Source organism: Actinomadura miaoliensis, from assembly GCF_039536785.1.
In the GTDB taxonomy this organism is placed as follows: Bacteria; Actinomycetota; Actinomycetes; order Streptosporangiales; family Streptosporangiaceae; genus Spirillospora; species Spirillospora miaoliensis.
On the sequence record NZ_BAAAZG010000064.1, the window covers coordinates 1 to 19,380 of the forward strand.

Here is a 19,380-nt window from a genome sequence, read left to right on the forward strand (position 1 = left end):
GCCCGCCGCGCCGCCCCCGGCGCCACCGCGGCCCGAGCAGGAGCGCCCGCAGGCCGGCGGCCCGTCCTCCGACGAGGGGGAACGGTCCGGCGGCCGTTCCGCGTCCGGCGGCGAACGCGCCGACGGCGGCGGTCCGGGTGCGCACAGCCCGTCGGCCCAGGACGGTGGCGACACCGGCGGCCCCGGTCTCGCCCCGGCGTCCGACCGCGACGCCGGACGGGGCGAGGAGCCGTCGATCCGTCCGCCCGCGCCGCGTCCCGCCCCCGACTCGTCCTCCGGCCGCGGGCCGGGCGGGGAGGGCGAGCCCGGCTCCGGCCCGGCCGGCCAGCGCCGCCGCCCCGTGGTGTTCGACGAGGACGACGATCTCGACGTGCCCGACTTCCTGAAGTGATCGGTGCAGTGATCACGACCGTCCCCCTGGGCGCGGGCGTGGGCGCCGCGTTCACCGGCCGCGCCGGCGGCCGCAGCGCCGCCCCGTTCGACGGCCTCAACCTCGGCGGCGCCGTCGGCGACGACCCCGCCGCCGTCCGCGACAACCGCCGCCGCGTCGCCGCGGCGCTGGGCGTCGACCCCGAGCGCACCGTCTGGATGCGCCAGGTGCACGGAGCCGACGTGGCGTTCGTCACCCGCCCGTTCACCGGCGACCCGGCGCCCGGCGTGGACGCGGTCGTGACGACCGAACCCGGGCTCGCGCTGGCGGTGCTGGTCGCCGACTGCGCACCCGTCCTGCTGGCCGACCCGGTCGCCCGCGTGGTGGGCGCCGCCCACTCCGGCCGTCCCGGAACGGCCCTGGGCGTCGTCCCCGCGCTGGTGGCGCGGATGCGCGAGCACGGCGCCGAGCCGGCGCGGATCGCCGCGGCGATCGGCCCGGCGGCGTGCGGCGGCTGCTACGAGGTGCCCGCCGCGATGCGCGACGAGGTCGCCGCACGGGTGCCCGAGGCCTACGCGACGACGCGGGCGGGCACGCCGGGCCTGGACATCCGCGCCGGGATCGTCGGGCAGCTCAAGGCCGACGGCGTCGCCGACATTCACGTCGACCCGCGCTGCACGATCGAGACGCCCGAGCTGTTCTCGTACCGCCGCGAGGGGCGCACCGGCCGCTTCGCCGGTTTCGTCTGGCTCACCGACGACGCGGCGGAGGCCGGTCATGGGTGACGCGGTGGCCGGGGGCGAGGCGCGCCGGGAGGAGCTGGCCGCCAACCTCGCCGAGGTCCGCAAGCGCATCGCGGCCGCCTGCGCGGCGGCCGGACGCGACGCCGGCGAGGTGACGCTGGTCGCGGTCACCAAGACGTTCCCCGCCTCCGACGTCCGGCTGCTGGCCGAGCTCGGCGTGACCGACGTCGCGGAGAACCGCGACCAGGAGGCCCGCCCCAAGGCGGAGGACTGCGCGGGGCTGCCGCTGCGCTGGCACTTCGTCGGGCAGTTGCAGACCAACAAGGCGCGTTCGGTGGCCGCCTACGCCGACGTTGTGCAGTCGGTCGACCGGGTGCGGCTGGTGCGGGCGCTGTCGGACGCCGCGACCCGCGCGGGACGGACGCTGCGCTGCCTGATCCAGGTGTCGCTGGACGAGCCGGAGCCCGGGCAGGGCGGGCGCGGCCCGGCCGCCGCCGGGGCGCGCGGCGGCGCCGACCCGGCCGACGTTCCCGCGCTGGCCGACGCGATCGCCACGGCGGACGGACTGGAGCTGGACGGCGTCATGGCGGTCGCCCCGCTGGGCGGCGACCCTTCCGTCGCGTTCGCCCGGTTGGCCCGGATTGCCGCGGACCTGCGGCGGGAGCATCCGGGGGCCGCCGTGATCTCGGCAGGGATGAGCGGCGATCTGGAGCAGGCCGTCGCGTGCGGCGCGACACATGTGCGTGTCGGTACGGCGTTGCTCGGCGGCAGGCGGGCAATCGTCAGGTAATGTCCCCCCAGGGGTACCTGCCGAAACGGCGGGGTATACGGACGGGCGGTCCGAGGCGGCGTCGAGGCGCCGGTGCCGCGGCCACAGGACGACGGAGGGGCGTATGGCCAGCGCGATGCGCAAGATGGCGGTCTACCTCGGCCTTGTGGAGGACGACCGCTACGACGACAAGTACGGCAAGTATGACGAGTACGACGAGTACGAGGTCTACGACGACGACGCCGACACCCTCACCGGCCGCCGTACCGGACGCGACGAGGAGTCCGGCGGCCAGCTTACACGGGCCGAGGACGCCGCGGAGCGGGAACGCGATCATCACAGCGCGTCACCGGGCGACCGACGCTCCGTGGCACTGTACGAGAGCGGTTCCACCGACCTCGCGCGCATCACTACGCTGCATCCCAGGACCTACAACGAGGCGAGGACCATCGGGGAGCACTTCCGTGAGGGCACACCAGTGATCATGAATCTGACCGAGATGGTCGACAGCGACGCCAAGCGCCTGGTCGACTTCGCGGCGGGTCTGGTATTCGGCCTGCACGGGAGCATCGAGCGTGTTACGAACAAGGTGTTCCTGCTGTCGCCCGCCAACGTCGAGGTGACGGCCGAGGACAAGGCCCGGATGGCAGAACGAGGGTTCTTCAACCAGAGCTGACGGCGAACATGCGAGAGACTGATACTTCGTGACCATCGTTGGATCCGTGCTCAGCGCGGTGCTGTACATCTTCCTGCTGTTCCTCATCGGGAGACTGATCCTGGAGGTGCTGCAGTCGTTCGCCCGGTCATGGCGTCCCACGGGGCTGGTGCTGGTGATCGCCGAGACCACCTACACCATCACCGATCCGCCACTGAAACTGCTGAGGCGTTTCATCCCACCGATACGGCTGGGTAACGTGGCCCTGGACCTCAGCTTCACGGTCCTCATCCTTGTGGTCTGGGTCATGATCATCTTCGTGCAGAGGCTCTGATCGGATACCGTCCTAGCGGACAGACTCCAAGCGCGCCAAGGAGACGACATGCCACTGACACCCGCCGACGTGCGGAACAAGCAGTTCAGTACCACCAGGCTGAGGCCGGGTTATGACGAGGAGGAGGTGGACGCCTTCCTCGACGAGGTCGAGGCCGAGCTCGACCGCCTCATCCAGGAGAACGAGGAGCTGCGGGCGAAGCTGGCCGAGTGCCTGCGCGGCAAGGTCCCCGCCATGGCCGCGCCGATCGTCGAGCCCAAGCCGGACGTGCCGCAGATCCCCGAGCCGCCCCGGCCCGAGCCGCAGCCCCAGCCCGAGCCGGAGCCCGCCCCGCTCGGCGGCGGCCTCGGCATGGCCCCCGCCCCCTCCGGCGAGGACAACATGGACACCGCGGCGCGCGTGCTGGCGCTGGCGCAGCAGACCGCCGACCAGGCGATCGCCGACGCCCGCCGGGAGGCCGACGAGACGCTCGGCCGGGCCCGCCGCGAGGCCGAGGAGATCCTCGGCAAGGCCCGCCGCCAGGCCGACCAGATCGTCAGCGAGGCCCGCTCCCGCGCCGAGGCCCTCGACCGGGACGCCCAGGAGCGGCACCGCCAGGTCATGGGCTCGCTGGTGCAGCAGCGCGAGGAGCTCGAACGCGAGGTCGACAACCTGCGCGCCTTCGAACGCGAGTACCGCAGCCGCCTGAAGGTCTACCTGGAGGGACAGCTGCGCGACCTGGAGGCCGGCAGCACCGAGACCGGCGCGTTCCAGCCCGGCGCCCCCGCGCAGCCCGCCCCGACCGCCACCGGCCCGCAGAGCACCCTCGCCCACGACGGCCGCACCGGCGCCCCCGGCGGCTCCGCTCCCACCGGACCCACCCCCTTCCCTCCGCCCGCCGAGCCGGCCCAGCACGCCCAGCAGGTCCAGCACTCGGCGACCGGCGCCTTCCACGCGGCTGACAACCCGCCGCACGAGAGGCGCTGAGCCCCGGCCCGCAGGCGATAGTGTCTTCCCGACCGCCGCGTCGCGCGGCCGGTCCGTCGCGGCGACCGCGCGGGCCGAAGCCGTTCCGGCGGCGTTCCGGTACGTCGGTGAAGGCCGTCCGGAGCGACGTGCTCCGGAGAGCGCCCGGCCCTGGAAGGGGAGAGACCCTTGATCATCCTCAGTGGCGTCCTCGTGGTGGTGGCGATCGCCCTGCTGGTCGCGGGCATCGTCGCGGGCAGCGGAGACAGCGCACAGGTGCTCGGCGTGGACGCGCTGGTGGTGATCTACACCTCGATCGCCGTCAGCCTGGTGTCGTTCCTGTGCCTGGCCATCGGGGTCTTCCTGCGGCGCAAGGAGCTGTTCGGCGCGGTCCCCGCCCCCGCCGCGGCCCCGCCGCGCAAGGCCAGGTCCGGCCGTAAGGACAAGAAGGAGAAGAAGAAGGGCGCCACGTCCGGCCGGTCCTCGACCGCCCCGGCGCCCACCGCCGCCCCCGCCGGCACGGCGGCCCCCGGCAAGGACGCCGGTGCCCCGCCCGCCGACGAGCCCCTGGACATTCCCGTCCAGCCGGCGAACGTCCCCGACGACGCCCTGGTGTACGTGGTGCGCGGCCGTCGCCGCTACCACCTGGACACCTGCCGCCAGCTCGCGGGACGCGACAAGGACGAGCTGACCTACATCGAGGCCAAGGAGGAGGGGTTCAGCCCCTGCACGGCCTGCATGCCCGACACCGCTCTGGCGGCGCGCGCCGCGGTGTCGGTGCCCGCACGGTCCGGTGCGCAGGGCCGCTCCTCTTCGTCGGCCTCGCCGGCCGAGAGCGTGGCCGGATCCGGCCGCTCCTCGGCGTCGTCCGCGACGGCGTCCGCGTCCGCCGAGACCGCCCCCGTCAAGCCGGCCCCGGACAAGCCCGCGGCCGGCAAGCCCGCGGCCGGGGCGGGCGCGCCGCCGTCGGCGTGGCCCGTTCCGGGAACGGCCTCCGCATCCTCCGCCGCTGCGCGTCCGTCCGACGGCGCCTCCGGGCAGGAGGCCGCCCCGACCACGCCGGCGAAGGACGGGTCCGCCAAGGACGTTCCGTCACGGGCCGCCGAGGGCGGCACGGCTGACGCTTCCCCCGCCGACACGACGACGACGCGGCCCATCTCGCCCACGGCCCCCCAGGGGGACGGGCCCGCGCGAGGCGAGGCGCACGCGGACGCGCCCGCGGCGGGCGACGGCGACGGCCCGCAGGTGCGCATCCTCAGCGGCACCAAGCGCTACCACCGCGTCGACTGCGCGCTGATCGAGGACATCGGCGACGAGGCCGAGGACCTGGAGACCCTGTCCCGGGCGGAGGCCGTGGCGCGGGGCTGCACGCCCTGCCTGGTCTGCCAGCCCGACCGCGACCAGGCCTCCTCGTAACGCCCGAGCTCCGGACGCCGGGACGCCCGGGGTCAGTGCCCCAGGTGGCCGCGGTGGCGCCTGTCGCGTGACTCGCGCAGGTGGGCGCGCCGTTCGTCGCGGACCTCCCGTTGCCGTTCGCGCAGCTCCCGGCGCCGCCGCCTGCGGTCGGCGCGGGTGCCGTCCAGTTCCCGGCGTTTGACGTTGACGCCGCCGAACAGCACGAACCCGGTGAGCCGGATGACGGGCGCGTCCGGCTCCAGCGGATCGTCGTCCGGCAGCTCCACCCCGCCGAAGATCGCCGCGGTGGAGTTGGTCACCCGCACGCCCGGCGGCACCGTGATCTCCACGCCGCCGAAGATGCAGGACACGTTGACGGTCACCTCCGCCTGCGCCAGCACGGCCTGCCGGAAGTCCAGCTCGGCCCCGCCGAACACGCAGTTGACGTGGGTGGTGGGCTCGGCCAGCCAGCGGCCCCGCCGCTGCGCCCCGGAGAAGATCGCCACGACGGCCGAGGGCTGCCGCTCGGGCGGCGGCAGGTCCGGGGCGATCTCCTTGCGCAGGTTGACGCGGGGCTGGGCCGCGCCCGGCGGGACGGGGGCCCGCTCGGCGGCCCCCGGGATGTCCGACACCAGGGGCACCAGCTCGGCGTAGGTCTTGGCCCGGTACACCGCGTCGATCCGCTCGGCGTGCTCCTCGGCGGTGATGCGGCCCTCGGCGAGGGCCTCGCGCAGCAGGTCGGCGATCCGGTCGCGGTCGGCGTCCGAGGCCCGCATGAGCGCCGGGTCCGCCGTGGCGTCGGCCTCCGCGAACACGACCCCCGCGGGCGTGGGCTCGGAGCGAACGGGCTCGGACGGAACGGGCTCGGAGGGAACGGGCTTTGAGGGAACGGGCCCGGACGGGGCCGGATCGGAGGAAGAGGGAGGTTCGGGCAGGTTCACATCGCCATCATCGCAAACGCGATGTGTCGCGATGAACCCTTTCCTCACGACCGGCCCGTCAGGCGGTCGACCGGCCCGTCAGGCGGTGGAGCGGCGCAGCCAGAACGTCAGGCCCAGCTCGTCGTCGCGGCGGGCGGGCAGGTCCCCGTCCGGGCGGCCCTCGTGGAACTCGACGGCCAGCACCTCGGCGGCGATCTCCGGGCCGTGCTCGCGCAGGGCCTCGGCGAGGTCGTCGCCGGAGGCCCGCCACCACAGGGCGACCCGGTCGGTGACGTCCAGGCCCGCGGCCTTGCGGGCGTCCTGCAGGAGCCGGACGACCTCCCGGACCTGACCGGCGCGCCGCAGCTCGGGCGTGACGGTCAGGTCGAGCGCGACGGTCTCGCCGGCGGCGCTCTCCACGGCCCAGCCGGTGCGCGGCCGTTCGGTGACGATGACCTCGGCGGGGGACAGGGCCACGGCGCCGATCCCGGGAGCCTCGACGGTGGCCGTGCCGTCGGCGCGCAGCGCGGCGACGAGCGCGGCGGGGTCGGCGGCCGCGACCGCCCCGGCGACCTTGGGGGTGTCCTTGGCGAACCGGCGGCCCAGCTCACGGAAGTTGGGCTTGACCTGGTAGTGGACGAGGTCGCCGCCGATCGACGACAGGTCCTGCAGCGCCGCGACGTTCAGCTCCTCGGCGATCTGGGCGCGCAGCTCCTCGGGCAGGTCCGGCCAGCCGGGCGCGCCGACCAGGGCGCGGCCGAGGGGCTGGCGGGTGCGCACGCCGCTGGCGGCCCGCGCGGACCGTCCCAGCTCCACCAGCCGCCGGACGAGCCCCATCCGCGCGGTCAGCCCGGGGTCGAGCAGGTCCTCGCGGACGGTGGGCCAGTCGGCCAGGTGCACCGACTCGGGGCCGTCGGCGGGACGGATGACGTCCCAGACGTAGTCGGTGACGAACGGCACCATCGGCGCCATGAGCCGGGTCAGGGTCTCCAGGCACTCGTACAGGGTGGCGAACGCGGCGGCCCCGGCGGGGGTGTCCGGGCCCTCCCAGAAGCGCCGCCGGGAGCGCCGCACGTACCAGTTGGACAGGTCGTCGACGAACTCGGCGAGACGGCGTCCCGCCGCGGCCGAGTCGAACCGCTCCAGGGCCGCGTCCACCTCACCGACGGTGCGGTGCAGTTCGGCCAGGGCCCAGCGGTCCAGCAGGGGCCGGTCGGCGGGGGCGGGGGCCTCGTCCATCCGCTCCGGCGTCCACGGGCGTCCACCCTGGGACGCGGCGGCGTCGGCGTACAGCACCAGGAACGACGCGGTGTTCCAGTAGGTGAGGAGCACCTTGCGGACGATCTCCTCCAGCGCGTTGTGGCCGACCCGGCGCGACGCCCACGGCATGCCGCTGGCGAGCATGAACCAGCGCAGCGCGTCGGCGCCGTGCTGTTCCATCAGCGGGATGGGCTCCAGCATGTTGCCCAGGTGCTTGCTCATCTTGCGGCCGTCCTCGGCCAGGATGAGCCCCAGGCACAGCACGTTCTCGTAGGACGAGCGGTCGAACACCAGGGTGCCGACGGCCATCAGGGAGTAGAACCAGCCGCGCGTCTGGTCCTGCGCCTCGCAGATGTACTGGGCGGGGTAGGAGGACTCGAAGACCTCCTTGTTGCGGTGGGGGGCGCCCCACTGCGCGAACGGCATGGAGCCGGAGTCGTACCAGGCGTCGATGACGTCGGGCACGCGGCGTGCCTGCGCACCGCACTGCGGGCAGGGGAAGGTGACGTCGTCCACATAGGGGCGGTGCGGGTCCAGGGCGGACAGGTCGCGGCCGGCCAGTTCCCCGAGTTCGGCCAGGGAGCCCACGCACGTGATGTGGTCGTCGTCGGCTTCGCACACCCACAGCGGAAGGGGCGTGCCCCAGTAGCGGCTGCGGGACAGCGCCCAGTCGACGTTGTTGCGCAGCCATTCGCCGTAGCGGCCGTACTTGACGGTCTCGGGGAACCAGCTGGTCTTCTCGTTCTCCTCCAGCAGCCGCTGCTTGATCTGCGTCGTGCGGATGTACCAGGCGGGCAGCGCGTAGTAGAGCAGCGGCGTGTGGCAGCGCCAGCAGTGCGGATAGCTGTGCTCCAGCTCCCCGTTCCGGTAGAGCAGACCGCGCTCCCGCAGGTCGGCGGTGAGGGGTTCGTCGGCGTTCTTGAAGAACCTGCCGCCCACCAGGGGGACCTCGCGCAGGAAGCGTCCGTCCGGGCCGATCGGGTTGACGACGGGCATGCCGTAGGCGCGGCAGACGGTCATGTCGTCCGCGCCGAACGCTGGGGCCTGGTGGACGAGACCGGTGCCGTCCTCCACGGTGACGTAGTCGCCCAGCACCACGTAGTGGGCGTCGGGGATGTCGACCAGGTCGAACGGGCGCCGGTAGGAGGTGCGTTCCAGATCGGTGCCCCGGAAGGTGGCGACCCGGTCCGCCCCCTCGCCCAGCACCTGCTCCAGGAGCGGCTCGGCGACGACGAGCACCTCGTTGGAACCGGCGGGACGGGCCGCGACATAGACGACGTCCGGATGCACGGCGACCGCAGTGTTGGACACCAGCGTCCACGGGGTGGTGGTCCAGATGAGCAGGGACGCGCCCATGTCGGCCAGGGGGCCGGACGTGACGGGCATGCGCACGTACACCGACGGGCTGGTGACGGTCTCGTACCCGCCGGGCTGGCCGAGCTCGTGGTCGGACAGGCCGGTGCCGCAGCGGGGGCAGTAGGGCGTGATGCGGAAGTCGCGGAACAGCAGCCCCTTGTCGAACACCACCTTCAGGGACCACCACACGGACTCCACGTACTCGGGGTCCATGGTGCGGTACGCCTGGGCGGTGTCCACCCAGAAGCCCAGCCGGTCGGACATCTCCTCGAAGGCGTCCACATGGCGCAGCACGGACTCGCGGCACCGACGGTTGAACTCCGCGACGCCGTAGGCCTCGATGTCCTTCTTGCCGGACAGGCCGAGCTCCCTCTCCACCGCCACCTCGACGGGCAGGCCGTGGCAGTCCCACCCGGCCTTGCGGGGGACGTGGAAGCCCTTCATCGTCTTGAACCTGGGGAAGACGTCCTTGAAGACGCGGGCCTCCACGTGGTGCACGCCCGGCATGCCGTTGGCGGTGGGCGGGCCCTCGTAGAACGTCCAGCGCGGCCCGGACGCGGTGCGCTCCAGGGACCGTTCGAAGACCTTGTTCTCCTGCCAGCGGCGCAGCATCTCCCGCTCCAGGGCGGGCAGGTCGACCTGCGCGGGCAGCGGGCGGAACCGACGACTCACGGGGCGGACCTCCGGATGCTCACATGTGACGGCACGTGGACCGGAGGGACGAGGCGCCATGGGGCCCCCGCGGTACCACCCTCCTTGGCCGCGCCCTGGGCGCGACCCGCTTCGTTCACCTCTCGACTGCCGGGTCTACTGGGCCCGTCCGGTCGCCGTGGGACGCGTGCGTCCCGCCGGGGCGCGGGCGGGCGGTTCTTCCGGCGGCTCCGGGGTGATCTGGCCGCCGGGCCCGCCCCCGGGCTCGCACCGTCCCCGGGTCGCTCATGGCTGCCTTCGGCGGCAGGTGTCCCCATCAAGGCCGTGCCGATGAGGCCGCTTGCTGTGACCGTAACGCACCCTGGCCCGAATCTCTTCCCTCCGCGCCACCGGCCCCACCCACGACCACGAGAATGTGGCGTAGGTCACTCTTGCGATCTGGCCGGCGGGAGGTTCCCGTGCGGTCGTGACGGGGCATATGCGGTCAGTAATCTTCGCCGGCGTCTCTGGGGCGTCGGCGCACGTCGTTTGCCGTCCCGCGAAAGGGGACCTATGCTGCCCGCACTGCGTGTGGAGGACATCAGCGCGAGGGGGGCCGAAATGGCCGGCGCGGCGAAGGGGGACAAGCCTCCCGGTGGGCGCGCCCGGGGTGGACGCGCGGCCTCGGGGAACGCCTCCGGTGCGGCCCCGTCCTCCGGGACGGACGCGCGCGCCCCTGGCAGGAAACCCGCGGGCACCAAGGGCCCCAAGGACCGGACGGCCGACGCCGTCACCCGGCGGGCGGACGCCCCGTCCGAAGGGGCGGCGGGCGCCACGGGCCCGGCGAGCCCGGCCGGGACGACGGGCACGACGACCAGGGCCGCGTCGAGGGCCGCGGCCAAGGACGGGGCGGCCACGTCGTCCAAGAACACCGCCAAGGCCCCGGCCAGGACGGCGCCGGGCGAGGGCGCGGGGGGCGCCGCGGCCAAGGCGGCCGAGCTGCCGGTCCGTGAGGACGAGGAACGCTGGACCGAGGAGGAGCTGGCCGAGGTCCGCTCGCGGCTGCGCGAGGAGAGCAGCGCGCTGGAGGCGGAGATCGCGGCCACCACCACGCACATCGCCGACGGCGACTCCACCGCCTCGGCGGGTGACGACCAGGCCGACGCGGGGGCCAAGACGTACGCGCGCGAGCACGAGCTGGCGCTGACCTACAATGCGCGTGACCTGCTCGCCCAGAACGAGCGGGCCGTCCAGCGGATGGACGCGGGCACGTACGGGATCTGCGAGTCGTGCGGCAGGCCGATCGGCAAGGCGCGCCTCCAGGCGTTCCCGCGTGCGACCCTATGTGTGAGATGCAAACAACGCGAGGAACGTCGCTGAGCGACACGAAGAAGTCGTCGACGAGCGGGGCCGAGGGATCGTCCGGATCGCCTCGGCCGCGCCGTGTGGGCACCCTGGTCGCGGTCGCGCTGACCGCGCTGGCCCTGGACGTGGTCACGAAGGTCGTCGTGGTGGCCACCCTGTCCGACCGTGAACCGATCCGGCTGCTGGGCGGGCTGCTGACGCTGCGCGAGACGCGCAACAGCGGGGCCGCGTTCTCCATCGGCACCGGCTACACGATCGTCTTCACGCTGATCGCCTGCGGGGTGGTCGTGGCGATCCTGCGCACCGCCCGCAACCTGCGCAGCCTGCCGTGGGCGGTGTGCCTGGGCCTGCTGCTGGGCGGCGCGGTGGGCAACCTGGCCGACCGGATGCTGCGCGCGCCCGCGCCGCTGAAGGGGCACGTGGTCGACTGGATCGAGCTGCCGTACTGGCCGGTCTTCAACCTCGCCGACTCGGCGATCGTGTGCGGCGGCGTGCTCGCGGTCGTGCTGGCCGCGCGCGGCCTTCAGCTCGACGGCACCCGCCTGGGCGACGAGGAGCCCGACGAACCCGATGAGCCCGACACGTCCGGCTCCGACGCGTCCGGTTCTGGCGCGTCCGGCGCCGGGACGGGCGAGGGCGACGCCGCCGGTGACCCGGCCGCGCGAGAAGGGGCCGCCGGAGCGCGTGAGGAGGCGTCTGCGGGCCCCGTCCCCGCCGACGCGGCTCCCGCGTCCGAGAGGGCGGCGAGCGCCGCCGACGGCGGCTCTGACGGCCGCGGCGGCGACGAGCCCGCCGCGTCGGCCGGGCACGGGCCGGCCGAGGAGGGCGGGACGGCCGCCGGGCCGGGCGCCCGCGGGTCCGCGGCTCCGGAGGAGAAGTCCTGATGGCCGACGTACGCAGTCTCCCCGTCCCCGACGGCCTGGAGGGCGAGCGCGTGGACGCCGCGCTGGCACGGCTGTTCGGGCTGTCGCGCGGCCGGGCCGCCGACATCATCGCCGCCGGTGACGTGCTGCTGGACGGCCGGGAGGTCGCCAAGTCCGAGCGGCTGCACGCCGGGGCCTGGCTGGAGGTGACCCTGCCGCCCCCGCCCACCGCCCCCGCCCCGGTCGCCGAACCCGTGCCCGGGATGGGAATCCTGTACGAGGACGCCGACATCGTCGTCGTCGACAAGCCCGTCGGGGTCGCCGCCCACCCCACCACGGGGTGGACCGGCCCGACCGTCCTCGGCGGGCTGCTGGGCGCCGGGCACACCGTGGCCACCAGCGGCGCCGCCGAACGGCAGGGCATCGTCCACCGGCTGGACGCCAACACCACCGGGGCGATGGTCGTGGCCAAGAGCGAGGTCGCGTACTCGCGCCTGAAGCGGGCCTTTAAGGAGCGCCGCGTCGACAAGCGCTACCACGCCCTGGTGCAGGGCCACCCGGACCCGTTCCGCGGCACGGTGGACGCGCCCATCGACCGGCACCCGTCCGGCGACGGCCGCTTCGCCGTGGTGGCCGGGGGCAAGCCGTCGGTCACCCACTACGACACGGTGGAGGCGTTCCGCGCGGCCACCCTGCTCGACATCAACCTGGAGACCGGCCGCACCCACCAGATCCGCGTGCACATGTCGGCGATCCGGCACCCGTGCGTCGGCGACCTGGCCTACGGGGCCGACCCGACGCTCGCCGCCCGGCTCGGCATGACCCGCCAGTGGCTGCACGCGGTGCGCCTGGGGTTCGAGCACCCCACCCAGGGGGACTGGGTGGAGTTCGAGAGCCCGTACCCGGACGACCTCGCGCGCGCCCTGGAGATCGTCGACGCCGAGTCCTGACCGCCTAGAACAGGCGCAGGGCGGCGGTCACGCCGGCGGCCACGACCAGCACCACCAGGAACGGGGCGCGCAGCAGCAGCGCGGCCACGGCGGCGCCCAGCCCGGCCAGGCGCGGCGCGTCCAGTTCCAGGGGCCCGTTCTGGGCCAGGGCCTGCACGGCGATCAGCGCGGTCAGCAGCGCGACCGGGATGAGGTCGGCGAACCGGCGCACCCGGGGGTCCTCCAGCACCCGCTGGGGCGTGACCAGCCCGCCCAGCTTGAGCGCGTAGCAGCCGACACCGGTGGCGATCACGGCGATCCACACGTTCACGGCCGCTCCTGCGCGTCCGGGCGGGCGCCGCGCCTGGGCCGCAGCAGCGCGGGCAGGGCCGCGGCGGCGGCCAGCATCACGGGCACGCCGGACGGCAGCAACGGCGTCGCCCCGACGGCGATGACGGCGGCGGCCGCCGCCACCCAGCGTTCCGTGCCGCCCGCGGTCAGCCGGGGCCACAGCAGCGCCAGGAACGCCGCGGGCCCCAGCGTGTCCAGGCCGAAGGCCGTGGGGTCGCCCACCCGGGCGGCGCCGAGCGCCCCCAGAAGCGTCGTCAGGTTCCAGGCCACGTAGAGGCTGACCGCGGTCACGTAGAAGCCGGTACGGGCCGAGGCGCGGTCCGGCTGGGCGGTCGCCACGGCCGTGGTCTCGTCGATGACGACATGGGCGGTCGCCAGGCGGCGCCAGCCCCGCACCCGCAGCAGGTCCGCCAGGCGCAGCCCGTACAGCGCGTTACGGCCGCCCAGCAGCACCGCGCCCAGCGCCCCGGTCGCCAGCGCGCCCCCGCCGCCGATCACGCCCACCAGGGCGAACTGCGACGCGCCGGTGAAGGCCACCAGGCTCAGCACGCACGCCTGCGCCACCGACAGTCCCGCCGTGACCGCGGCCGCCCCGAAGGCCAGCCCGGACACCCCCACTCCCAGGCCCACGCCCAGCCCGTCCCGCATGGCCGCGGAACGCCGCTGAGCGGTCCCGACATCCGATTCCGTCACCGTCATGGGCATGGACGCTAGTCAGCGGGCCCGGGAACCGTCTTGAACGTTCTTGCGGTCGCGTTCGGAGACCTCGAGACCCGCCTCGATGACGACGTTCATGATGCGGGCCAGGCGCTCGGGCCCCAGCGTCGGGGCGCGCTCGGCCATCGCCGCGACGATCTCCCGCTCCCGGTCCGGGCAGCGGCCCGCGAAGCCCCCGACCGGTTTCAGGCGCTGCACGACGCCCGCCACGGCGGCGCGCCGTTCGAGCAGCGCGGCCAGCGCCGCGTCGATCCCGTCGATGGCCGCGCGCGCCTCCTCCACCGTGGAGAGCCTGTCGGGGCGCGGGATCGTGACGCGCAGTTCCTCGTGCTGAAGCGCCTCGTTCTCGAGCGCCTCGTTGCGGAGCGCGTCGGTCTGGAACGTCTCGGTCTGGAGCGTCTCGGTCTGGAGCGTCTGGTCTGGCATGTCCGGTTCCCTTCTGCGGTGGCGGCCCGCGTCAGGGAAGGTGATGCCGTCCGTACCCGGGCCGCGCTCTGAACGCGAAAAGGCAGAGCCCTCTGGGGCTCTGCCTTCGCCGGCTCCGGGGTCGTCGCCGGGTCAGCCCGCGCCGACCGGCTCGCCCGGAGCCGGCTGCATAAACACGGGATAGCGACGGTTCACGCTTGTCATCGTAGGCTCCGCCCCTCCCGACACGCCAATGCACGGAACGAACATCTCGCATGTTGAGACGACTTAGAGGGGTTTGCGCATCCAGATGTGCGGGATGCCCGCCTCGATGTCCTCCTCGCCGTACGCCTCGTACCCGAGCCGCTCGTAGAACGCGCGCACCGCCGTCTGCGCGTGCAGCTCCACCGACCGCAGCCCCGCCTCCCGCGCGCGCTGCTCGACCGCCCGCACCAGGGCGGCGCCCAGGCCGGTGCCCCGCGTCTCCGGCAGCACCGCCAGCCGCCCCAGCACGCCGCAGCCGTCGCGGCGCAGCATCCGCGCCGTGCCCACGGGACGGCCCTCCAGGCGGGCCAGGAAGTGGTCGGCGTCCGCGTCGTGCTCGTCCAGTTCCAGTTCCGGCGGCACGCCCTGCTCGCCGACGAAGACCCGCAACCGGATCTCCTCGGCGGCGGCCCGCTCCTGTGGGCCGGTGACCAGCGAGATATGCATCCTCCTATGATTTCAGTCGTGTCACAGGAGGTCGCTCATTACTGGCGACATCCCGCTCAGCCCGATGTGGACCTGCTGCGGGCCCGTTACGTCACCCACCGCTTCGGCCGTCACACCCACGACGGGTACGTCGTCGCCCTCATCGAGGCCGGAGTGGAGGCGTTCGAGCACGCGGGCAGCACCGAGCGCGCCCCCGAGGGCGCCCTCATCGTGGTCAACCCCGACGTGGTGCACACCGGGTACGCGGGCGCGCCCGAGGGGTGGGCCTACCGGGTCCTGTACCCGGCGGTGGACGTCGTCGCCGACGTCGCCGCCGAACTGGGCGCGCGGGCGGGCACGCCCTACTTCCCCGAGACCGTCATCGAGCGGACGCCCGCCGCCGCCCTGGTCCGCGCCGCCCACCGCGCCGGTGAGGGCGGCGACGCCCTGGCGGCCTCGTCGCTGTTGCGCACGGCCCTGGGGGCCCTGCTGCGCCACCACGCCCGCGACATGCCCGCCGAGTACGGGACGGCCCTGTCCCCGTCCGTGCGCGCCGCCCGCGACATCCTGCACGACCGCCTGGTGGACCCGCCCACGCTGGAGGAACTGGCCGAGACCGTGGGCACGCGCCCGTTCCGCCTCATCCGGGCGTTCAGGGCCGCCACGGGCCTGCCGCCCCACGCCTACCTCAACCAGGTGCGCGTCCGGCGCGCACGCGGGCTGCTCGACAGGGGGCTGCGCCCGGCCGAGGTGGCCGCCCGCACGGGTTTCGCCGACCAGGCCCACCTCACCCGCCATTTCAAACGTGTCGTCGGCGTTCCGCCCGGCGCCTACCAGCACGCCCGGGGTGCCGCCCGGTCCTGACCGTCCCCACGGGGCGCGGGCGCGACATCCGGCTGATCAGCGCCATAAGGGCAGGTTAGGGACGTGGCAGGGCGAACATGGGGTGAGCGGGCATCCCGGAGTGTCGAGGCGCGAGGTGTCCCGGGGGCGGGTTAGGCTCTCAGAGCCGCGTCGTCCCGGGCGCTCACCCGGGCGGCGATCTTCCCCCGGAACGGATAACACAGCCACGCACCGGCAGGTGCGTGCGCGGTCGCGTGCAACCAGGAGGCGCAGCGGGCATGGCGGACTCGTTCGTCCATCTACATGTTCATACCGAGTACTCCATGCTGGACGGGGCCGCGCGGCTCAAGCAGCTGTTCGACGAGGTCCAGCGGCAGAAGATGCCCGCGATCGCCATGACCGACCACGGCAACATGCACGGCGCCTACGACTTCTGGAGGCACGCCAAGGACGCCGGCGTCACTCCCGTGATCGGCATCGAGGCGTACATGGCGCCCGAGTCGCGCTTCCACAAGAAGAAGGTCCAGTGGGGCGAGCCCAGCCAGAAGCGCGACGACGTGTCCGGCGGCGGCCTGATCAACCACAAAACCATCTGGGCGCGTAACCGGACCGGGCTGCACAACCTGTTCAAGCTGTCCAGCCGCTCCTACACCGAGGGCTTCGTCTTCAAGTACGCCCGTATGGACGAGGAGTTGCTGGCCGAGCACGCCGACGGGCTGATGGCCACCACCGGCTGCCCGTCCGGCAAGATCCAGACGCGGTTGCGGCTGGGGCAGTTCGACGAGGCGCTCAAGGCGGCCGCCACCTTCCAGGACATCTTCGGCAAGGAGAACTACTTCCTGGAGCTGATGGACCACGGGCTGGAGATCGAGCGCCGCGTCCGCGACGGCCTGGTCGAGATCGGCAGGAAGCTGAACATCCCGCCGGTGGTCACCAACGACTCGCACTACACCCATGAGAGCGAGGCGACCGCGCACGACGCCCTGCTGTGCGTCCAGGTCGGCAAGCAGCTGGCCGACCCGGATCGGTTCCGGTTCGACGGCAGCGGCTACTACATCAAGTCGCCGGACGAGATGCGCGCCCTGGACGGCTCCGACATTTGGGCCGAGGGCTGCCGCAACACCCTGCTCATCGCCGAGAAGGTCGACACGGCGGGGATGTTCGAGCACCACGACCTGATGCCGCGCTTCCCGGTGCCCGAGGGCGAGACCGAGGAGACCTGGTTCCGCAAGGAGGTCTGGAAGGGCCTGGAGCGGCGTTTCCCCGACGGCATCCCCGACCAGTACCGCGAGCAGGCCGAGTACGAGATGGGCGTCATCCTCGCCAAGGGGTACCCGTCGTACTTCCTGGTCGTCGCCGACTTCATCATGTGGGCAAAGAACAACGGCATCCTGGTGGGGCCGGGCCGAGGCAGCGCCGCGGGTTCGCTGGTGGCCTACGCGATGGGCATCACCGACCTGGACCCCCTTCCGCACGGGCTGATCTTCGAGCGGTTCCTCAATCCCGAGCGCGCGTCCATGCCCGACATCGACATCGACTTCCCTGAAGATCGGCGCGCCGAGGTCATCCGGTACACCACCGAGAAGTGGGGCGAGGACAAGGTCGCCTTCATCGCCACGTTCGGCACCATCAAGGCGAAGGCCGCCATCAAGGACGCCGGGCGCGTCCTGGGCTTCCCGTACGCGCTGGGCGACCGCATCTCCAAGGCGTTCCCGCCCGCCGTCATGGGCAAGGACATCCCGCTCTCGGGCATCTTCGACGACAAGCACCCCCGCTACAGCGAGGCGGGGGAGCTGCGCAAGCTCTACGAGGAAGAGCCCGACGTCAAGCAGATCATGGACCTGGCGCAGGGTCTGGAGGGCCTGATCCGCCAGACCGGCGTGCACGCCGCCGGGATCATCATGAGCGGCGAGACGATCACCGACCACGTCCCGATCATGCGCCGCGACTCCGACGGCGCGATCATCACGCAGTTCGACTACCCGACCTGCGAGACGCTGGGCCTGCTGAAGATGGACTTCCTGGGCCTGCGCAACCTGACGATCATCGACGACGCGCTCAAGGGCATCAAGCTCAACAAGGGCATCGACGTCAACCTGCTCGAACTGCCGCTGGACGACCCCAAGACCTACGAGCTGCTCGGCCGCGGCGACACCCTCGGGGTGTTCCAGTTCGACGGCGGGCCGATGCGGGCGCTGCTGCGGCTGATGAAGCCCGACAACTTCGAGGACATCTCCGCGGTCGGCGCGCTGTACCGGCCGGGTCCGATGGGCGCCAACTCCCACACCAACTACGCGCTGCGCAAGAACGGCCAGCAGGAGATCACCCCGATCCACCCCGAGCTGGAGGAACCGCTCAAGGACATCCTCGGCACGACCTACGGCCTGATCGTCTATCAGGAGCAGGTCATGTCCATCGCCCAGAAGGTCGCCGGGTACACGCTGGGACAGGCGGACCTGCTGCGCCGGGCGATGGGCAAGAAGAAGAAGGAGGTCCTCGACAAGGAGTTCAAGCCGTTCTCCGAGGGCATGCGCGAGCGCGGCTACTCCGACGAGGCGATCAAGACGCTGTGGGACATCCTGGTCCCGTTCTCCGACTACGCGTTCAACAAGGCGCACAGCGCCGCCTACGGCCTGGTGTCGTACTGGACGGCGTACCTGAAGGCCAACTACCCGGCCGAGTACATGGCGGCGCTGCTGACCTCCGTCGGCGACGACAAGGACAAGAGCGCCCTGTACCTGAACGAGTGCCGCCGCATGGGCCTGACCGTCCTGCCCCCCGACGTCAACACGTCCGACGCCGACTTCACCCCGATGGGCGACAAGGAGATCCGCTTCGGCCTGTCGGCGGTCCGCAACGTCGGCACCAACGTCGTCGAGGGCATCATCGCGGCGCGCAGGGAGAAGGGCGCGTACACCGACTTCAACGACTTCCTCAACAAGGTCCCGCCGCACGTGTGCAACAAGCGGGTCGTCGAGTCGCTGATCAAGGCGGGCGCGTTCGACGAGCTCAAGCACCGGCGCCGGTCGCTGCTGATGGTGCACGAGCAGGCCATCGACTCGGTCATCGACATCAAGCGCAAGGAGGCCATCGGCCAGGACTCGCTGTTCGGGGCCCTGGAGGAGGACTCCGGCGGCGGCGCGTTCGCCGTGGCCATCCCCGACGGCGACGAGTGGGACAAGACCACGCTGCTGTCGTTCGAACGCGAGATGCTCGGCCTGTACGTCTCCGACCATCCACTGCTGGGCGTCGAGCACATCCTGGAACGCGAGGCCGACTGCACGATCGCCGCGCTGAGCGAGGGCGAGCGGCCCGACGGCCAGGTGGTGATCGTGGCGGGTCTGCTGTCGGGTCTGCAGCGCAAGGTCACCAAGCAGGGCAACTCGTGGGCCATGTTCCAGCTGGAGGACCTGGGCGGGTCCATCGAGGTGATGTGCTTCCCGTCCACCTACCAGCTGTGCTCCACGCTGCTGGCCGAGGACGCCATCCTGGTGGTCAAGGGCCGTGTCGACAAGCGCGAGGACGTCGCCAAGATCATCGCGATGGAGGTGACCCAGCCGGACCTGACCATCACCGAGGGCACGGGTCCGCTGGCCGTCACCATGCCGATCGCCCGCTGCACGCCGCCGGTGGTGGCGCGCCTGAAGGAGGTCCTCACCGACCACCCGGGCACGTCCGAGGTCCACCTGCACGTGCAGAACGGCCCGCGCACCACGGTCGTCCGCCTGGACGACCGGCTGCGCGTCGCCCCGTCCCCGGCCCTGATGGGCGACCTCAAGCAGCTCCTCGGCCCCTCCTGCCTGGGCTGACCCGCTTCGAGGGGGAGGCCCCTGTTCGCAA

General features: G+C 73.0%; 17 protein-coding genes and 1 pseudogene. 12 read left to right on the plus strand and 6 right to left on the minus strand.

Annotated features, from left to right (window positions below):
- The 7 genes and pseudogenes from ABD811_RS39165 to ABD811_RS39195 all read left to right on the plus strand — a co-directional run.
- Positions 1 to 391, plus strand: a pseudogene (locus ABD811_RS39165) (cell division protein FtsZ); the annotation flags it as partial.
- Between the two features lie 8 nt (positions 392 to 399).
- On the plus strand, positions 400 to 1,155 hold the full coding sequence (pgeF, locus tag ABD811_RS39170; protein WP_344957963.1) for a peptidoglycan editing factor PgeF: 756 nt from the start codon (positions 400 to 402) through the stop codon (positions 1,153 to 1,155).
- A complete protein-coding gene (locus ABD811_RS39175) occupies positions 1,148 to 1,903 on the plus strand; it encodes a YggS family pyridoxal phosphate-dependent enzyme (protein ID WP_344957965.1) in 756 nt (251 codons plus the stop codon). Before pgeF ends, ABD811_RS39175 begins: the two co-directional genes overlap by 8 nt.
- Positions 1,904 to 2,006: 103 nt before the next feature.
- Entirely contained in the window at positions 2,007 to 2,558 is a 552-nt protein-coding gene (locus tag ABD811_RS39180; protein WP_344957967.1) for a cell division protein SepF, read from the plus strand.
- Between the two features lie 28 nt (positions 2,559 to 2,586).
- Positions 2,587 to 2,871 carry a YggT family protein gene (locus ABD811_RS39185; protein WP_344957969.1) on the plus strand — a complete coding sequence of 95 codons (285 nt, stop codon included), beginning with the start codon at positions 2,587 to 2,589 and terminating at the stop codon, positions 2,869 to 2,871.
- Positions 2,872 to 2,919: 48 nt separating this feature from the next.
- On the plus strand, positions 2,920 to 3,837 hold the full coding sequence (locus ABD811_RS39190) for a DivIVA domain-containing protein (RefSeq protein WP_344957972.1): 918 nt from the start codon (positions 2,920 to 2,922) through the stop codon (positions 3,835 to 3,837).
- 168 nt (positions 3,838 to 4,005) lie between these two features.
- Positions 4,006 to 5,232, plus strand: coding sequence for a hypothetical protein (locus ABD811_RS39195; protein WP_344957974.1), 1,227 nt, complete (start codon positions 4,006 to 4,008; stop codon positions 5,230 to 5,232).
- A 32-nt stretch (positions 5,233 to 5,264) separates the two neighbouring features.
- Here the strand turns inward: ABD811_RS39195 and ABD811_RS39200 are convergent, their stop codons facing one another.
- Both ABD811_RS39200 and ileS read right to left on the minus strand, forming a co-directional pair.
- The gene (locus tag ABD811_RS39200) at positions 5,265 to 6,026 is read right to left on the minus strand and encodes a DUF1707 SHOCT-like domain-containing protein (RefSeq protein ID WP_344957976.1); all 762 of its coding nucleotides are present in this window, start codon (positions 6,024 to 6,026) and stop codon (positions 5,265 to 5,267) included.
- A gap of 204 nt (positions 6,027 to 6,230) precedes the next feature.
- Positions 6,231 to 9,419 carry an isoleucine--tRNA ligase gene (gene ileS, locus ABD811_RS39205; protein WP_344957978.1) on the minus strand — a complete coding sequence of 1,063 codons (3,189 nt, stop codon included), beginning with the start codon at positions 9,417 to 9,419 and terminating at the stop codon, positions 6,231 to 6,233.
- A gap of 957 nt (positions 9,420 to 10,376) precedes the next feature.
- Between ileS and ABD811_RS39210 the strand changes: the two genes are divergently transcribed.
- The 3 genes from ABD811_RS39210 (at position 10,377) to ABD811_RS39220 (ending at position 12,555) form a co-directional block, all read left to right on the plus strand.
- Positions 10,377 to 10,757: a TraR/DksA family transcriptional regulator gene (locus tag ABD811_RS39210; RefSeq protein ID WP_344958036.1), complete on the plus strand. Its 381-nt coding sequence runs from the start codon at positions 10,377 to 10,379 to the stop codon at positions 10,755 to 10,757.
- Positions 10,758 to 10,822: 65 nt separating this feature from the next.
- A complete protein-coding gene (locus ABD811_RS39215) occupies positions 10,823 to 11,626 on the plus strand; it encodes a signal peptidase II (RefSeq protein WP_344957980.1) in 804 nt (267 codons plus the stop codon).
- Positions 11,626 to 12,555: an RluA family pseudouridine synthase gene (locus ABD811_RS39220; RefSeq protein WP_344957982.1), complete on the plus strand. Its 930-nt coding sequence runs from the start codon at positions 11,626 to 11,628 to the stop codon at positions 12,553 to 12,555. The genes ABD811_RS39215 and ABD811_RS39220 overlap by 1 nt, the downstream gene beginning before the upstream one ends.
- Positions 12,556 to 12,559: 4 nt before the next feature.
- Here ABD811_RS39220 and ABD811_RS39225 read toward each other — a convergent pair whose 3' ends face one another.
- From ABD811_RS39225 to ABD811_RS39240, 4 genes are all read right to left on the minus strand, one after another.
- Entirely contained in the window at positions 12,560 to 12,865 is a 306-nt protein-coding gene (locus tag ABD811_RS39225) for an AzlD domain-containing protein (RefSeq protein WP_344957984.1), read from the minus strand.
- Positions 12,862 to 13,533, minus strand: coding sequence for an AzlC family ABC transporter permease (locus ABD811_RS39230; protein WP_344958038.1), 672 nt, complete (start codon positions 13,531 to 13,533; stop codon positions 12,862 to 12,864). The genes ABD811_RS39225 and ABD811_RS39230 overlap by 4 nt, the downstream gene beginning before the upstream one ends.
- Before the next feature lie 66 nt (positions 13,534 to 13,599).
- The gene (locus ABD811_RS39235) at positions 13,600 to 14,028 is read right to left on the minus strand and encodes a chorismate mutase (protein ID WP_344957986.1); all 429 of its coding nucleotides are present in this window, start codon (positions 14,026 to 14,028) and stop codon (positions 13,600 to 13,602) included.
- 267 nt (positions 14,029 to 14,295) lie between these two features.
- Positions 14,296 to 14,718 carry a GNAT family N-acetyltransferase gene (locus ABD811_RS39240; RefSeq protein WP_344957987.1) on the minus strand — a complete coding sequence of 141 codons (423 nt, stop codon included), beginning with the start codon at positions 14,716 to 14,718 and terminating at the stop codon, positions 14,296 to 14,298.
- 18 nt (positions 14,719 to 14,736) lie between these two features.
- Between ABD811_RS39240 and ABD811_RS39245 the strand changes: the two genes are divergently transcribed.
- Both ABD811_RS39245 and dnaE read left to right on the plus strand, forming a co-directional pair.
- Positions 14,737 to 15,561, plus strand: coding sequence for an AraC family transcriptional regulator (locus tag ABD811_RS39245; RefSeq protein WP_344957988.1), 825 nt, complete (start codon positions 14,737 to 14,739; stop codon positions 15,559 to 15,561).
- A gap of 257 nt (positions 15,562 to 15,818) precedes the next feature.
- Positions 15,819 to 19,349 carry a DNA polymerase III subunit alpha gene (gene dnaE / locus ABD811_RS39250; RefSeq protein ID WP_344957990.1) on the plus strand — a complete coding sequence of 1,177 codons (3,531 nt, stop codon included), beginning with the start codon at positions 15,819 to 15,821 and terminating at the stop codon, positions 19,347 to 19,349.
- Positions 19,350 to 19,380 lie beyond the last annotated feature (31 nt).

Bases quoted from the DNA above. Each gene is read 5' to 3' on its own strand.
- ABD811_RS39220 (WP_344957982.1), top strand. From the start codon at position 11,626: ATGGCCGACGTACGCAGTCTCCCCGTCCCCGACGGCCTGGAGGGCGAG.
- ABD811_RS39180 (WP_344957967.1), top strand. From the start codon at position 2,007: ATGGCCAGCGCGATGCGCAAGATGGCGGTCTACCTCGGCCTTGTGGAG.
- ABD811_RS39235 (WP_344957986.1), bottom strand. From the start codon at position 14,028: ATGCCAGACCAGACGCTCCAGACCGAGACGCTCCAGACCGAGACGTTC.
- ABD811_RS39240 (WP_344957987.1), bottom strand. From the start codon at position 14,718: ATGCATATCTCGCTGGTCACCGGCCCACAGGAGCGGGCCGCCGCCGAG.
- ABD811_RS39190 (WP_344957972.1), top strand. From the start codon at position 2,920: ATGCCACTGACACCCGCCGACGTGCGGAACAAGCAGTTCAGTACCACC.
- ABD811_RS39175 (WP_344957965.1), top strand. From the start codon at position 1,148: ATGGGTGACGCGGTGGCCGGGGGCGAGGCGCGCCGGGAGGAGCTGGCC.
- dnaE (WP_344957990.1), top strand. From the start codon at position 15,819: ATGGCGGACTCGTTCGTCCATCTACATGTTCATACCGAGTACTCCATG.
- ABD811_RS39230 (WP_344958038.1), bottom strand. From the start codon at position 13,533: ATGCGGGACGGGCTGGGCGTGGGCCTGGGAGTGGGGGTGTCCGGGCTG.